The organism is Streptomyces sp. NPDC049837, assembly GCF_040674455.1.
Lineage (GTDB): Bacteria > Actinomycetota > Actinomycetes > Streptomycetales > Streptomycetaceae > Streptomyces.
The window spans coordinates 105,460-119,092 of the sequence record NZ_JBFAMP010000014.1; the positions used below are offsets into that span (position 1 = coordinate 105,460).

A 13,633-nucleotide genomic window follows, 5' to 3' on the forward strand; every position below is an offset into this window, starting at 1 on the left:
ACCTGCAAGGCGACAAGCGACAAGACAAGACAAGCGACAAGCCGCACGACAAGTCAGACGACAAGCGACACGACAAGCCGATGACGGGCAGCACCCCACACCCTGGGGCGCTGCCCGTCGGCTTCCACCCACCACGCGAACGCCAAGGAGGAACCGTCATGCGCCGCCGTGAACCTCCCGGAACCGTCCCCGGCTTAGCCGCCCCGCACATCCCCGCCGAGGTCTACCGCCAGGCCGAACGTGAAGGACGGCCCATCGTCATCGTCACCACCGCGACTGGACGGCCGCGGCGCCCGGCCCGGGACTACCTCATGCCGATCGCCGTCGTCTTCGCCGGCGCCATCGGAGTCCTGGGTCTGATCGCCGCCGCCATGGCCCTGTACGAACTCGCCCTGAGCCTTGCCTCTGGCCCGATTGGGCTCGGGATCACCTACAAGCTCGCCCGCTCCAGCAAGCACTGATCAGCATCAAGGAGACAGTCATGACCACCACACGTGTGTGGTTCGAATCGCTCACCGACAGCGTGTTTGCTTTGGGAGCCGCAGCCCGCGAGGCGCAGCGCGCCGCTCGCGCTGCTGAGATCGCCCGTGACGCCTACGACCTTGACCGGCTGCGGCCCGTTGACGGGGAACTGCGCATCGACGGCCGCGCCCCCGGTGGGGTGCCATTCCGGCCCCACGACGACGCCCTTTTCCGCATCGGGGATATCCACCGCGAGCAGGCCAACAAGCTGCGCAACCTCTACGTCCAGGCCGCACTCGGGTACGCCTGCGGCACCTCGTGGGCCACCTTGCGCGTCCTGGATGGCGACCAGCCCGACGCCGTACGCCTGGGCCGGACCCAGGAAGGTTCCTACGCCATCTCCGGTGAGCTGTGCCCGGTCCCGCCGCTCATGCCGGGCCTTAAGCGCTGGAGCGGCTACACCAAGTTCATCCAGGCCCACTCCCGCTGGGCCCTGTGCGAGGAAGCAGGCTTGTACGCCGAATACCTCGACGAACAGCCCCAGCTCACCGACCACGAGACCGGTGAACTCCACGAGGCCATCGACGCCGCGACTGGCCTGCCGGACGCCGCCTACGCCTACGGCGTACTCGCCGAAGCCGCCCTCCACTTCGCCCTGCTCGAACCCCGAGCCCAGCAAGCCCGCAACCGCTCCCACACCTGACCCACCCGAGACAGGAGAGACCAGCATGTCGTTCGGAGAGACCCCGATCACGCTCATCGGCAACCTGACCCACGATCCGGAGCTGAAGTTCACCGAATCCGGCGCGCGCTGGCGAAGTTCACCATCGCCGTCACCCCGCGCACCTTCGACCGTACATCGAACCAGTGGAAGGACGGCGTCACCGCGTTCTACCGCTGCGCCGCCTGGCGCACGCTCGCCGAGCACGTCGCGGACAGCCTCAGCAAGGGCTCCCGCGTGGTCGCCAATGGGCGGATGCGGCAGCACGACTGGACGACCGACCAGGGAGAGAAGCGCTCGATGCTCGCCGTGGAGATCGACGACATCGGCGCGTCGGTCCGCTTCGCCACGGTGACCATCAATGCCAAGCGCATCGCCCCCGGCGGTCCCGCCGGTGACGACGCCTGGGCCAGCACCGGCGGGGCGGAGAGCACCGAACCGCCCTTCTAGCGACGCCAAGGGCGGCCCCCCTCACGCCAATGAAGTCGGGGCCGCCCTTGTCTGCCAGTACTCATCACAGAACTGGAGACATTCAGCATGACCCATGACCCCCGTTTAGCGCTGCAGTCCGCAGCGCTGGACGCAGCCGAACGCGGCTGGCACGCCTTCCCCCTCCGCCCCGGCGACAAGCCCCCCGCCCTCCACGGCGAGCGGCAGTGCCCCCGGCTCGGGGCCTGCACCGGCGGGCACCGCAAGTGGCAGGAGCGGGCCACCACCAACCCCACCCGCATCCGGGCGGCGTGGTCGGCCGGCCCGTTCAACGTCGGGATCGCCACCGGCCCCTCAGGGCTCTTGGTCGTCGACCTCGACATGCCCAAGGCCAAGAGCAGTTCGGACGCGCCTTGCGGCGCGACGACCTTCAAGGCGCTCTGCGAGCGCGCCGGACAGCCCCTCCCCACCACCTACCAGGTGCGGACCCCCAGCGGCGGGCAGCACCTGTACTTCACCGTCCCGGCCGACGTCCGGCTCTCCAACACCGCAAGCACGCTGGGGCCCCTGGTGGACACCCGAGCCTGGGGCGGTTACGTCGTCGCCCCCGGCAGCCTGACCCGGCAAGGGACGTACACAGTCCTGGACGACCATCCGCCTGCCGCGCTGCCCGACTGGCTCTACGAGGCCCTCAAGCCCCAGGCACGGCCCACGCAGAATGCCGCCGTGTCGGTCACGACCCGCGCAAGCAGGTACGCGGCGGCGGCTCTACGGGGTGAGGTGAACAACGTCGCCACTGCCGCGGACGGCGCCCGCAACGCCGTCCTGCTGAGGGCCGCGCGAGCACTCGGGCGGCTGGTCGCATCCGGCGACCTCGACCGCGTGGAGGTCGAGGAGGCTCTTAGCAGGGCGGCGTCGGCGAACGCCACACAGTCCCAGCGCTACTACGACGACGTCATCCGACGGGGCCTGGACTGGTCCATTGCCCACAACCCGACGGCCGGCAGGCGGCCCGCATGACCAACCCCCCGCCCACTAAGAGCCTCCCCGCCAGGACCCCCCGGCCGCACGCCGCTCTACAGCCTGTCGATGCTACGGCCGTAGGCGCCCGAAGGGTCGCCGCCGAAGGCGTCCTTTCTGCTGTGCGTTCTGACCGGCTACGGGGAGACGGCCGCTACCCCATTGCGTGGCTGCACATCGTCGCGCCACGCGGTGCCGTGCCCACCGCCACCTCGAAGTGCGAGTGCGGCTGGGACCGCAGCGCCGTCGGCAACCGCCGCGTGCTCGCTCTGATCACCGACCACGAAGCCCACCGCGGGATCTGCCCGCTCCGCACCACTTCCCAGGAAGGGAGGGCCGCCGCATGACCCCCACGACCATTGACGGGGCCGCGCTGCTCGACGAGGTGGAAGCCTTCCACCGCCGCTTCAACGTCTTTCCCACCGAGCATGCTTACACCGCCGTAACCCTGTGGGACGCCCACGCCCACCTCATCGACGCACTCGACGGCACCGCCCGCATCGCCTTCCTGAGTCCCGAACCGGGATCGGGCAAGTCACGGGCCCTGGAGATCATCGAGACTCTCACCCCGCGCGCGGCGACCACCGTCAACGCCTCCGCCAACGCCCTGTTCCGGCTGGTAGCGGCCGATGCAGGAACTCCGACGCTGTTGTTCGACGAGATCGACACCGTCTTCGGGCCCAAGGCCGGCGGGAACGAAGAGGTCCGCGGCTTCCTCAATTCCGGCTACCGGCGCGGCGCCAAGTCCCTGCGCTGCGTCGGAGAGGGCTCCGACCAGAAAGCCGGCTGGTTCGACTCGTTCTGCGCGGTCGCCATGGCCGGTCTCGGCTCGCTGCCCGACACGATCCTGACCCGCTCGGTCATCATCCGCATGCGCAAGAAGGCCCCCAACGAGAAGTGCGAGCCCTACCGGCGCCGCGTCCACGAGAAGCAAGGCCACATCCTCAGGGACCGGCTCGCGGAGTGGACCGCCACCATTCACGACCAGATCGCCAACGCGTGGCCGGAGATGCCCGAGGGCGTCACGGACCGCCCGGCCGACGTGTGGGAGCCGCTGCTGGCGGTGGCGGACGCGGCCGGCGGGCACTGGCCCGAGCGAGCCCGTGCCGCCTGCGTCGCGCTCATCAAGGCCGCCTCGCAGGGCGATGAGGCATCCCTGGGAGTGCGCCTGCTGACGGACCTCCGCGACAAGGTGTTCTGCGGCTCCGACCGCATGCCGACCGCCGCCATCCTCGAAGTCCTCCTGGGGCTCGATGACGCCCCATGGGCCGACATGAGCGACGACGGACACAGCATCAAGCCGCTTACCGCGCGCGGCCTGTCCAAGCTCCTGAACCAGTACGTGCGCCCCGACAACACTCCGATCAAGCCCCGTGGTATCCGGGTGGGCAGCGGCACCCCGAAGGGCTACTACGCGGAAGACCTCAGCGACGCCTGGACCCGCTACTGCCCCCCGCCCCCTGAGAAATCCGCAACATCCGCAACGCCCGCAACACCGCAGGTCAACGGGGGTGAAGCTGTGGCGGAAGACGGTTCCGAGAGCCGCCACATGTTCGCGGAAGGCGACACACGCCAACTCCGCATCGCTGGCTGACCGATCACGCCGATAGGTGCCGCCACCGCCCCGCCGTAGCGGCACCTATCCGCCACACAACCGCCATCCGCCACAAGCTCAAGCCGCTGACCAGCAATGTTGCGGCGTGGCGGATGTTGCGGATTCCCCGGGAGGGAGCTCACCCCCTGATGGGACAGCACCGAAGGAGCTTTGGACAGATGGAAAGGACCTCTGTCGCCTCCACGGTCGAGCGTCGGCTTCACCGCGTGGAGGCCGCAGCCGAGCTGCTCGGAGTGAAGCGCACGGTCATCTACGAACAGATCCGTCTTGGACGGCTGCGCACCGTCCGACTTGGGCGTCGTCGGCTGGTGCCAGCGGAGTACATCGACGAGTACGTCGAACTGCTCAAGCGTGAGGCCGAAATGGCCGCATCCTGACCAACTCCCATTGTGGGGCCGGACCGATATTTGGTTCGGCCCCACAGTTACTCGCAAGGAATTCCATGAGTGAATCCACCAGCCGCCCCCGAAAGGCGGCTAATGGTGAGGACTCGATCTACTGGGACGCGTCCAAGAATCGGTACGTAGGTGCTATTTCGTTGGGGTTCACCCCCACCGGAAAGCGGAAGCGCCCCAAGGTCTCAGGCAAGACCAAGACTGAGGTACGCGCGAAACTGCGTGAACTGCGGGCCGAACTGAAGCAGACGGGCGTCAAGTCCTCCGCCAGCTACACGGTGGAGCAGGCGGTAAACGATTGGCTGGCGAAGGGGCTGAAGGGGCGGGACCCGGCCAGCGTCAGTACCTATCGGAGTCTCGCTGCAAACCATGTCATTCCGGACCTGGGTTGAGCCAAGCTGCGTGACTTGTCGGCCGATGCAGTGGAGTGCTGGCTTGACGAGAAGGCGCAGGTGCTTGCTACCAGTTCACTTGAAATGGTCCATTCGATTCTGCGGCGGACCATTACTCATGCGCAACGTCACGACAAGGTAGGAAGGAACGTAGCTGCGTTGGTAGAGACTCCGGAAGGGCAAATCGGCCGCCCGAGCAAGTCGCTGACGCTACAGCAGGCCAAGGCCGTCCTGTCCGGTGGTGCCTCGCAAGGCAGTTGGATCCACGCGTACGTAGTGGTGTCGCTGCTCGTGGGAATTCGTACGGAGGAGGTGAGGCCGCTCAGATGGAACCACGTACACCTGAAACCCGCCGGCGGAGTGGTGCCGCACATTGAGGTGTGGCGATCAGTGCGGCGGCGGGGCGAAATGAAGACGCGTAAGAGTCGGCGCACCCTGGCGGTTCCCCGACAGGTCGTCGCCGTGCTGGAACAGCACCGGGCAGAGCAACAGCGGAAGAGAGAGGCCCTGGGCCTGGTGTGGGACGCGGAGGGATACGTCTTCGGGACGGACAGCGGCGAGCAGCGTACTGCCGACCAGGTCCGGCGGAACTTCCGAGCGCTGCTGCGGCGGGCCGGAATCGACCAGCCCGAGAAGTGGACACCGCGAGAACTGCGGCACAGCTTCGTCTCACTGCTCTCCGACCATGGAATCCCGATCGAGGTCATTGCCCGGGTCGTCGGGCACAGCACCACGGTCGTCACCGAGTCGGTCTACCGTAAGCAGTTGCGGCCCGTCATCACGGAGGGAGCCGAAGCTATGGACGACATCTTCGATGACGGGGGAGTAGCCGGCCCCTAGCGGTCAGAGGGGTGCTTAGCGGGGGCCGTGGCTCCCTCTTTGGCTCTCGGTGTGTGCACCCCACAATCTCCGTCGCTGGCCGTGCACCGCCCGACCTGCAAGAACGACGGCTTGAGCGTGCCGCGCGTCGCTTAAGGCGACGCTAAGAAGACGCTCAGGAAGCTGAACCGCGCTCCCAACCAGCCGCCGCTCACCTCCGTCGAGCTGAACCACGCCATCGTCTACGCCCGGGACCCGCAACGGTCGGCGGAGTTCACCGCCACGATCCTGGGACTGAAGGTCGGCGCTCCCTTCGGGCCGTTCCTGCCCGTCGACCTCGGGAATGGCGTCACACTCGACTACTACGAGATGACCGACGAGCCGATCCGGTCGCAGCACTACGCGTTCCTCGTGCCCGACGAGCAGTTCGACGCCATGATCGCCCGCCCGGAGGCCGCCGGAGTCACGTACTACGCCGATCCCAGCCACAGCGAACCGGGCAGCACCAACACCCTCTTCGGCGGCCGAGGGGCCTCCTTCGACGACCCGGACGGCCACAACATGGAGATCATGACCCGCCCCTACACCCGCCGGTAGCGCCGTTCCGGGCGGCCCGTGCCGCCGTAGCGGAGGGTGACCTCGGCGCGGCCCGTCTCGGCGAAGTACTCCAGGTAGCGGCGGGCGCTCACGCGGGAGAGGGAGCCGGCCTCCGCGCACTCGGTGGCGGACAGGCCCGCGGGGTGGTCGCGGAGGATGCGGTCCACCAGGTCGGCGGTGTGGGCGGCCAGGCCTTTGGGGAGCTCGCGGGAGCCGGGCGGGCGGGTGCCGAAGATCTGGTCGACGTCCTCCTGGCGCGCCTCGTCCAGCTCGTCCAGGCGGGTGCGCAGCGACGCCACGTGCAGGAGCTGCTCCCGCAGCGCGGCCTGGCTGAAGGGCTTGATCAGGTAGTGCAGGGCCCCGGCTCGCAGCGCCGAGCGGATCGTGCCCGCGTCCCGGGCCGCCGTGATGAACAGCGCGTCCGCGCCGTGGCCCGCCGCCCGCAGCGCGCGCAGCACACCGATCCCGTCCATGTCGGGCAGGTAGATGTCCAGCAGGACGATGTCGGGGCGCAGCGCCTCGGCCGCGCGCAGCGCCTCGGCGCCGCTGTGCGCCACCCCGGCGACCGTGAAGCCGTCCACCGCGGACACATAGCGGCTGTGCAGCTTGGCGACCATGAAGTCGTCGTCGACCACCAGCACCTTCGTCACCGGCGACACGCTAGGTCGCGGACACAACGACCACAACGTCCGTTGATTGCGGAAGGGAGACAGGTTCTTAACGCGCGGGCAACATGTGGGCCACTTCACGTCCGAAAAGACACGGTCCGAAAGGCGGCACACGTGCGCGTCCGCACTCCCCTCGCCCTCCTCGGGGCGGCGCTGCTGGTGCTCGTGGGGCCGCCGCTGCTCTCCACGGGCAGCGGCTCCGACACCGGCACGCAGATCCCCGGCCTGCGCTTCATGGTCCCCAACACGCCCGGCGGAGGCTACGACATCACGGCCCGCACCGCGGCCAAGAACGCCGAGGACGCCGGCCTCACCCACAACATCGAGGTCTTCAACCTGCCCGGCGCCGGTGGCACCGTCGGCCTGACCCGGCTCGTCGGCGAGCACGGCAACGGCAGGCTCGCCATGTCCATGGGCCTCGGTGTCGTCGGAGCCGTACACACCAACAAGACCCCCGCGACCCTCGCCGACACCACCCCGATCGCCCGGCTCACCGAGGAGCAGGACATCGTGGTCGTCGCCAAGGACTCCCCGTACAAGACCATCCAGGACCTCCTCGCCGCCTGGAAGAAGAACCCCGCGAAGCTGCCCGTCGGCGGCGGGTCGTCACCGGGCGGCCCCGACCACCTCGCGCCCATGCTCATGGCACAGGCCGCCGGAATCGCCCCGAAATCGGTGAATTACATCCCCTTCGACGGTGGTGGCGAGCTGCTCGCCTCCATCCTCGGCAACAAGGTCGCCTTCGGCGTCTCGGGCGTGGGCGAGTACCTCGACCAGATCAAGTCGGGGGAGCTGCGGCTGCTCGCCGTCACCGGGCCGAAGCGCGTACCGGGACTGGACGCGCCGACCCTGCGCGAGGCGGGGCTCGACACCGAGTTCACCAACTGGCGCGGCATCGTCGCCCCGCCCGGCCTCTCCGGCGCCGAGCGCGACAAGCTCATCGGTCTCGTCGAGAAACTGCACGCCTCCAAGCAGTGGCGCGACTCCCTGAAGAAGAACGGCTGGGACGACGCCTACCTGTCCGGTGAGGAGTTCGGGAAGTTCCTCGACGAGCAGAACGAGCGCGTCGGCTCCGTCCTGAAGGAGCTGGGACTGTGACCACACCCGCCACGAACAGCCGCCGCTCCTGGCTGCGCGAACACTCCGAGCTCGGCGTCAGCCTGCTCCTGCTGGTCCTCGGCGTACTCGTCCTCACGGACGCGCTGACCATGGACATCGCGGCGGGACAGCGCGGGCCCGTCGGCCCCACGACCGTCCCCGTCGTCGTCGGCGCGGGCCTGCTCCTCGTCGCCGTCCTCCTCGCCGTCGACGTCCTGCGCGGCGGCCGGGGCGAAGCCGAGGGCGGCGAGGACATCGACCTGTCCGAGCCCAGCGACTGGCGCACCGTCCTGCTGCTCGCCGGGGTCTTCCTCGGCGGCGCCGTCCTCATCGGCCCGCTCGGCTTCCCCATCGCCGGCACCCTGCTCTTCTGGGGCTCCGCGTACGCGCTCGGCAGCCGCCGCGCCGACCGTGACCCGCTGATCGCGGCCGTCCTCTCCCTCGTCACCTACGTCGTCTTCAACAACCTGCTCGGTGTCCCGCTCCCCGGTGGCCCGCTGATGGGAGTGCTCTGATGGACTCTCTGAACTCACTCCTCGACGGCTTCGGCACCGCCCTGACGCCGATCAACCTCCTCTGGGCCGCCATAGGCGTCCTGCTCGGCACGGCCATCGGCGTCCTGCCCGGCATCGGCCCGGCCATGGCCGTCGCGCTGCTGCTGCCGGTGACGTACGGACTCGAACCCACCGGCGCGTTCATCATGTTCGCGGGCATCTACTACGGGGCGATGTTCGGCGGCTCCACCACCTCCATCCTGCTCAACACGCCCGGTGAGAGCGCCGCCGTCGTCGCCGCCATCGAGGGCAACCCGATGGCCAAGGCGGGGCGCGGCGCCCAGGCCCTCGCGGCCGCCGCGGGCGGGCACTTCGCGGGCGGCATGATCGGCACGATCCTGCTGGTCGCCCTCGCCCCGACCGTCGCCGAGCTGGCGGTGGACATCGGCGCGCCCGACTACTTCGCCATCATGGTGCTGGCGTTCATCGCGGTCACGTCGGTGCTGGGCTCCTCCCGCATCCGGGGCCTGGCCTCCTTGCTCATCGGCCTCACCCTCGGCCTGGTCGGGCTCGACCAGATGACCGGCCAGCAGCGGCTCACCTTCGGCTCGCTCCAGCTCGCCGACGGCATCGACGTCGTCATCGTCGCGGTCGGCCTCTTCGCCATCGGCGAGGCCCTGTGGGTCGCCGCGCACCTGCGGCGCAGCGGCGGCGAAGCCATCCCCGTCGGCCGGCCCTGGCTCGGCAAGGACGATGTCAGGCGTACCTGGAAGCCGTGGCTGCGCGGGCCGCTGATCGGCTTCCCGTTCGGCGCCATCCCGGCCGGCGGCGCCGAGATCCCGACGTTCCTGTCGTACGTCACCGAAAAGCGGCTGTCCAAGCACAAGGACGAGTTCGGGCGCGGCGCCATCGAGGGCGTCGCCGGACCGGAGTCCGCCGCCTCCGCCTCGGCGGCCGGCACGCTGGTGTCCATGCTGACGCTCGGGCTGCCGACCACCGCCGTCGCCGCCGTGATGCTGGCCGCCTTCCAGCAGTACGGCATCCAGCCCGGCCCGCTGCTCTTCGAACGCGAACCCGACCTGGTGTGGGGCCTGATCGCCTCGCTCTTCGTCGGCATGGTGCTGCTCCTCGCGCTGAACCTGCCGCTCGCGCCCCTGTGGGCAAAGCTGCTGCGCGTGCCGCGCCCGTACCTGTACGCGGGCATCCTGTTCTTCGCCGCGACGGGCGCGTACGCGGTCGGCGGCGAGGCCCTCGACCTGGTGATCCTGCTGATCATCGGCCTCATCGGGTTCGGGATGCGCCGCTACGGCCTGCCCGTGCTGCCCGCCGTCATCGGCGTCATCCTCGGCCCGGCCGCCGAACAGCAGTTGCGCCGGGCGCTCCAGATCAGCGACGGCAGCGTCACCGGCCTGGTCAACACGCCGTTCTCGGTGACCGTGTACGCCGTGATCGTCGTCCTGCTGGCCTGGCCGTCGCTCAAGAAGGTGATCAAGCGCCGTCGTAATCTGACGGTATGACAATTCGCCGTGCGACCACCGACGACGTCCCCCGGGTGAAGGCCGTGACCGACGCGGCCTACCACCACTACATCGACCGGATCGGTCGCGCACCGGCCCCGATGGAGGCCGACCACGCGGCGGACGTGGCGGAGGGACGGGTGTACGTCACCGGTGACCCGGTGGTCGGCCTCGTGGTCCTCAGGACCGAGGCCGACCACCTCTACCTCGACAACATCGCCGTCCACCCCGACGCCCAGGGCACCGGCCTCGGCCGCCGCCTGCTGGCCTTCGTGGAGGAGCGCGCCCGCACCCTCGGCCTGCCCGAGGTGCGGCTCCTCACCCACTCACTGATGCGGGAGAACCGGGCGATGTACGAGCGGTACGGCTACGAGGTCGACGAGCCGCGCACGGCGGACGACCCCGAGCGCGTCCACTACCGCAAGCCGGTCTCCTGACCCGCACCCGGCAGCCGGCCCTCGCGGGCGAGGACTTCGAGGGCGTCCAGCGCCTCGCGGGCGGCGGCCGCCGCCCCCCGGTCCCGCTCGGCGAGGCCGCTCGCCTCGAACTCGTCCTCGTCCAGCCGCAGCACCTCGCCGCCGTCGGCAGAGACCCACAGGTCCAGGTCGAGGTCCTCGACGACCACCTCGGAGCCGGCCACCGACACCGGCCGGGTGATGTCGCAGTACCAGCCCTTCAGGACACCGTCCCCGCCCCGGACCTCCTTCACCGCGTACCACCGGTCGCGCCAGTAGTGCTCCGTGAAGACATCACCCGGCTCGAACCGTACGAAGCCGAAGTCCCGCACCCCGTCCGCCGCCCACGGGGCGCGCACGGTGAGGCGGGTGCCGTCGTCGGACACCACCTCGGCCGGGTAGCCGATCTTCGTCCGCCCGGCCTTGACCAGGCGGATCTCAACCGAGCGTGCGGACATGCCGGACCTCCGTCGCGCAGATCTCGTACCCGAACCACTTGTTGATCGCCAGCATCGGGCCGTTCGCACCGTCGTTGCTGGTGTACGCGTCGTTACAGCCCGCCGCGCGGGCCCGCCGCAGCGAGTCCGTCTTGGCCAGCTTCGCCAGACCCCGGCCCCGGTGGGCGCGCAGGGTGCCGGTCATGCCCGACACATAGCGGGTCCCGCCGTCCGTGTAGGCGGCGGTGAAGGCCGCCACCTCGCCGTCCACGGTCACGACCGTGGAGAGGCCGCGGTCGAGCAGCGGGTTGTTCCAGGTGTGGCGCACCCAGTCCTCGTAGTCGTCGAAGTCCGTGGCGATGTCGCTCGGCTCGTCGGACGTCGCCTCCGCGTCGGCGCGGAACATCGGGCGCGGATCGGCCTCGTAGTCGGCGCAGGTGCGCAGCTCGACACCGGGCGGGAGTGCCCCGGGCAGCTCGGGCAGGGTGGTGTGCGCCAGGTCCAGGCGCTGGAAGTGCGCGGTGCGGGTGGGGCGGTAGCCGCGCTTGGCGGCGAACGACAGGTTCTCCGGCTGGTCCAGCGCCCAGGCGTACAGGGACGTGCCGCCCTCGGCCGCCAGGTGCTCCTCGGCGGTACGCAACAGCAGCCCGCCGGCGCCATGGCCGCGGTGGTCCGGGTGGACGTTCGGCGTGGCGTACGCCTGACCGGGGTCGCTGCTGTCGTACGCGATGCCGGCGTACGCCGTCCCGATGATCTCACCGTCCTTCTCCGCCACCAGCAGCCGGAACTTCTTGGCGGGGTTGGCGGTCTCGACGTCGAAGAGCACCGAACGCGGCGTCGTCACCTGGAACGGTATGCACGCCTGCCGCGACCTGGCCACGGCCTCGGCGTCCTCGGGGCGGAAATCACGCACGATCACAGTCATGGAGCCGCACGCTACGCGCGCCCCGGCGCCGATCGCCTCCCAATTTCCGCGCCGTCGGGGACAATCGTGCCCGTGACCCTGAAGATCTCCATCGACGCGGCGTCGTCGACCGCCCCGTACGAACAGCTCCGCGCCCAGATCTCCGCCCAGGCCCGCTCCGGCCGCCTCCCGGTCGGCTACAAGCTGCCGACCGTCCGGGGCCTCGCCGAGGAGCTGGGCCTCGCCGCCAACACGGTCGCCAAGGCCTACCGGGTGCTGGAGACCGACGGCGTGATCGAGACCCGGGGCAGGGCCGGCACGTTCATCGCCCCCGCCGGAGACGCCGCCGCCCGTCAGGCGGCCACGGCAGCCGCCGCGTACGCCGCCGAGGCCCACCGCCTGGGCCTGACCCGCGCGGACGCGGAAGCCGCCGTGGCCGACGCGCTACGGGCGGCGTACGGCAAGTAGCGCCCCAGCCTCCTACAGGTACAGCCCCGCGTCCGCGCCCCGAGGCTGGTCCGGGATCGCCGCCGGGCCCGTACCGCGCCGCAGCGCGAACAGCTCCGCCAGCGTCGCCCCGTCCCGCCCGACGCCCTCCTCGGAGCCGAGCCACGCCACCGCCTCCGGGCGGGTCAGCGGGCCGACCTCGATGCGGGCCAGGCAGCGCCCGGGGCGGACCACCGCCGGGTGGAGGCGCTCCAGGTCCTCGTTGGTGGTGACCCCCACCAGGACGTTGCGGCCCTGGCCCAGCAGACCGTCCGTCAGGTTCAGCAGCCGCGACAGGGCCTGCCCCGCCGTGTGCTTGGCCTCGCCGCGGATCAGCTCGTCGCAGTCCTCCAGGAGCAGCAGCCGCCAGCGGCCCTTCGCGGTGCCCTCGTCCTCGCCGATCGCGATGTCCATCAGGTACCCGACGTCGGTGAACAACCGCTCCGGGTCCAGCACGCAGTCCACCTGGCACCAGTCCCGCCACGACCGGGCCAGGGTGCGCAGCGCCGATGTCTTGCCGGTGCCCGGCGGACCGTGCAGGAGCAGCAGGCGGCCCGCGATGTCGTCCGGGGTGACCTTCATCAGCCGGTCCATCGCGTCGGCCACCGGCGCCGTGTAGTTGGGCCGGATCTCCTCCCACGCCCCGGCGGCGATCCGGCGGGTCGTGCGGTGCGGGCCACGGCGCGGCGACACGTACCAGAAGCCCATGGTCACGTTGTCCGGCTGCGGCTCGGGGTCGTCCTTCGCCCCGTCCGTCGCCTGCGCCAGGACCCGCTGCGCCAGCTCCGCGTCGACCGCCGTGACGGTCACGTCGGCGCCCCGGTTCCAGCGGGAGACCAGCAGCGTCCAGCCGTCGCCCTCGGCGAGCGTGGCGCTGCGGTCGTCGTCGCGGGCGGAGCGCAGCACCGCGGCGCCCGGGGGGAGCAGGGTCGCGCCGGGCTTGACGCGGTCGAGACTGGAACTGTGGGAGTACGGCTGCTCGCCCGTCGCGAAGCGCCCGAGGAACAGCGCGTCGACGACGTCGGCGGGAGAATCGCTGTCGTCGACGGTGAGCCGGATCGGCAGAGCCTCATGAGGGTTGGCAGACATGCGCTCCATGATCCGGCACACACGCGTTCCCCGCA

At 70.2% G+C, this 13,633-nt stretch carries 18 protein-coding genes; 14 read left to right on the forward strand and 4 right to left on the reverse strand.

Annotated features, from left to right (window positions below; all coding sequences use genetic code 11):
* Positions 1-158: 158 nt before the first annotated feature.
* The 9 genes from AB0J57_RS30395 (at position 159) to AB0J57_RS30435 (ending at position 6,450) form a co-directional block, all read left to right on the forward strand.
* On the forward strand, positions 159-461 hold the full coding sequence (locus AB0J57_RS30395) for a hypothetical protein (RefSeq protein WP_366131566.1): 303 nt from the start codon (positions 159-161) through the stop codon (positions 459-461).
* A 20-nt stretch (positions 462-481) separates the two neighbouring features.
* Complete coding sequence (locus AB0J57_RS30400; protein ID WP_366131567.1) at positions 482-1,165, forward strand: hypothetical protein; 684 nt, start codon at positions 482-484, stop codon at positions 1,163-1,165.
* 123 nt (positions 1,166-1,288) lie between these two features.
* On the forward strand, positions 1,289-1,633 hold the full coding sequence (locus tag AB0J57_RS30405; protein WP_366131668.1) for a single-stranded DNA-binding protein: 345 nt from the start codon (positions 1,289-1,291) through the stop codon (positions 1,631-1,633).
* An 87-nt stretch (positions 1,634-1,720) separates the two neighbouring features.
* On the forward strand, positions 1,721-2,632 hold the full coding sequence (locus AB0J57_RS30410; protein WP_366131568.1) for a bifunctional DNA primase/polymerase: 912 nt from the start codon (positions 1,721-1,723) through the stop codon (positions 2,630-2,632).
* Between the two features lie 343 nt (positions 2,633-2,975).
* A complete protein-coding gene (locus tag AB0J57_RS30415) occupies positions 2,976-4,226 on the forward strand; it encodes a DUF3631 domain-containing protein (RefSeq protein ID WP_366131569.1) in 1,251 nt (416 codons plus the stop codon).
* Between the two features lie 179 nt (positions 4,227-4,405).
* The gene (locus AB0J57_RS30420) at positions 4,406-4,624 is read left to right on the forward strand and encodes a helix-turn-helix domain-containing protein (RefSeq protein WP_366131570.1); all 219 of its coding nucleotides are present in this window, start codon (positions 4,406-4,408) and stop codon (positions 4,622-4,624) included.
* A gap of 65 nt (positions 4,625-4,689) precedes the next feature.
* Complete coding sequence (locus AB0J57_RS30425; RefSeq protein WP_366131572.1) at positions 4,690-5,034, forward strand: hypothetical protein; 345 nt, start codon at positions 4,690-4,692, stop codon at positions 5,032-5,034.
* Positions 5,035-5,049: 15 nt separating this feature from the next.
* On the forward strand, positions 5,050-5,874 hold the full coding sequence (locus AB0J57_RS30430; protein ID WP_366131573.1) for a site-specific integrase: 825 nt from the start codon (positions 5,050-5,052) through the stop codon (positions 5,872-5,874).
* A 162-nt stretch (positions 5,875-6,036) separates the two neighbouring features.
* Complete coding sequence (locus AB0J57_RS30435; protein ID WP_366131669.1) at positions 6,037-6,450, forward strand: VOC family protein; 414 nt, start codon at positions 6,037-6,039, stop codon at positions 6,448-6,450.
* Here the strand turns inward: AB0J57_RS30435 and AB0J57_RS30440 are convergent.
* A complete protein-coding gene (locus AB0J57_RS30440) occupies positions 6,435-7,100 on the reverse strand; it encodes a response regulator (RefSeq protein WP_366131574.1) in 666 nt (221 codons plus the stop codon). The two genes, AB0J57_RS30435 and AB0J57_RS30440, sit on opposite strands and share 16 nt — an antisense overlap.
* 132 nt (positions 7,101-7,232) lie before the next feature.
* On the opposite strand from AB0J57_RS30440, the gene AB0J57_RS30445 reads away from it, so the two are divergent.
* The 4 genes from AB0J57_RS30445 to AB0J57_RS30460 are packed head-to-tail and all read left to right on the forward strand — an operon-like array spanning position 7,233 to position 10,664.
* Positions 7,233-8,216 (forward strand): tripartite tricarboxylate transporter substrate binding protein, encoded by a 984-nt coding sequence (locus AB0J57_RS30445; protein WP_366131575.1) that lies wholly within the window; start codon positions 7,233-7,235, stop codon positions 8,214-8,216.
* The gene (locus tag AB0J57_RS30450; protein WP_366131576.1) at positions 8,213-8,731 is read left to right on the forward strand and encodes a tripartite tricarboxylate transporter TctB family protein; all 519 of its coding nucleotides are present in this window, start codon (positions 8,213-8,215) and stop codon (positions 8,729-8,731) included. Before AB0J57_RS30445 ends, AB0J57_RS30450 begins: the two co-directional genes overlap by 4 nt.
* Positions 8,731-10,227, forward strand: a complete 1,497-nt coding sequence (locus AB0J57_RS30455) for a tripartite tricarboxylate transporter permease (protein ID WP_366131577.1) — start codon at positions 8,731-8,733, stop codon at positions 10,225-10,227. The genes AB0J57_RS30450 and AB0J57_RS30455 overlap by 1 nt, the downstream gene beginning before the upstream one ends.
* A complete protein-coding gene (locus AB0J57_RS30460; RefSeq protein ID WP_366131578.1) occupies positions 10,224-10,664 on the forward strand; it encodes a GNAT family N-acetyltransferase in 441 nt (146 codons plus the stop codon). The genes AB0J57_RS30455 and AB0J57_RS30460 overlap by 4 nt, the downstream gene beginning before the upstream one ends.
* On the opposite strand, the gene AB0J57_RS30465 is transcribed toward AB0J57_RS30460, so the two are convergent.
* Together AB0J57_RS30465 and AB0J57_RS30470 are read right to left on the reverse strand one after the other, a co-directional pair.
* Positions 10,643-11,140 carry a DUF402 domain-containing protein gene (locus tag AB0J57_RS30465; RefSeq protein ID WP_366131579.1) on the reverse strand — a complete coding sequence of 166 codons (498 nt, stop codon included), beginning with the start codon at positions 11,138-11,140 and terminating at the stop codon, positions 10,643-10,645. The two genes, AB0J57_RS30460 and AB0J57_RS30465, sit on opposite strands and share 22 nt — an antisense overlap.
* Positions 11,121-12,044, reverse strand: coding sequence for a GNAT family N-acetyltransferase (locus AB0J57_RS30470; RefSeq protein WP_366131580.1), 924 nt, complete (start codon positions 12,042-12,044; stop codon positions 11,121-11,123). Before AB0J57_RS30470 ends, AB0J57_RS30465 begins: the two co-directional genes overlap by 20 nt.
* Positions 12,045-12,116: 72 nt before the next feature.
* Between AB0J57_RS30470 and AB0J57_RS30475 the strand changes: the two genes are divergently transcribed.
* Positions 12,117-12,491 carry a GntR family transcriptional regulator gene (locus AB0J57_RS30475; RefSeq protein ID WP_366131581.1) on the forward strand — a complete coding sequence of 125 codons (375 nt, stop codon included), beginning with the start codon at positions 12,117-12,119 and terminating at the stop codon, positions 12,489-12,491.
* Positions 12,492-12,503: 12 nt separating this feature from the next.
* On the opposite strand, the gene AB0J57_RS30480 is transcribed toward AB0J57_RS30475, so the two are convergent.
* Positions 12,504-13,607, reverse strand: a complete 1,104-nt coding sequence (locus AB0J57_RS30480) for a DUF5925 domain-containing protein (protein WP_366131582.1) — start codon at positions 13,605-13,607, stop codon at positions 12,504-12,506.
* Between the last annotated feature and the right edge of the window lie 26 nt (positions 13,608-13,633).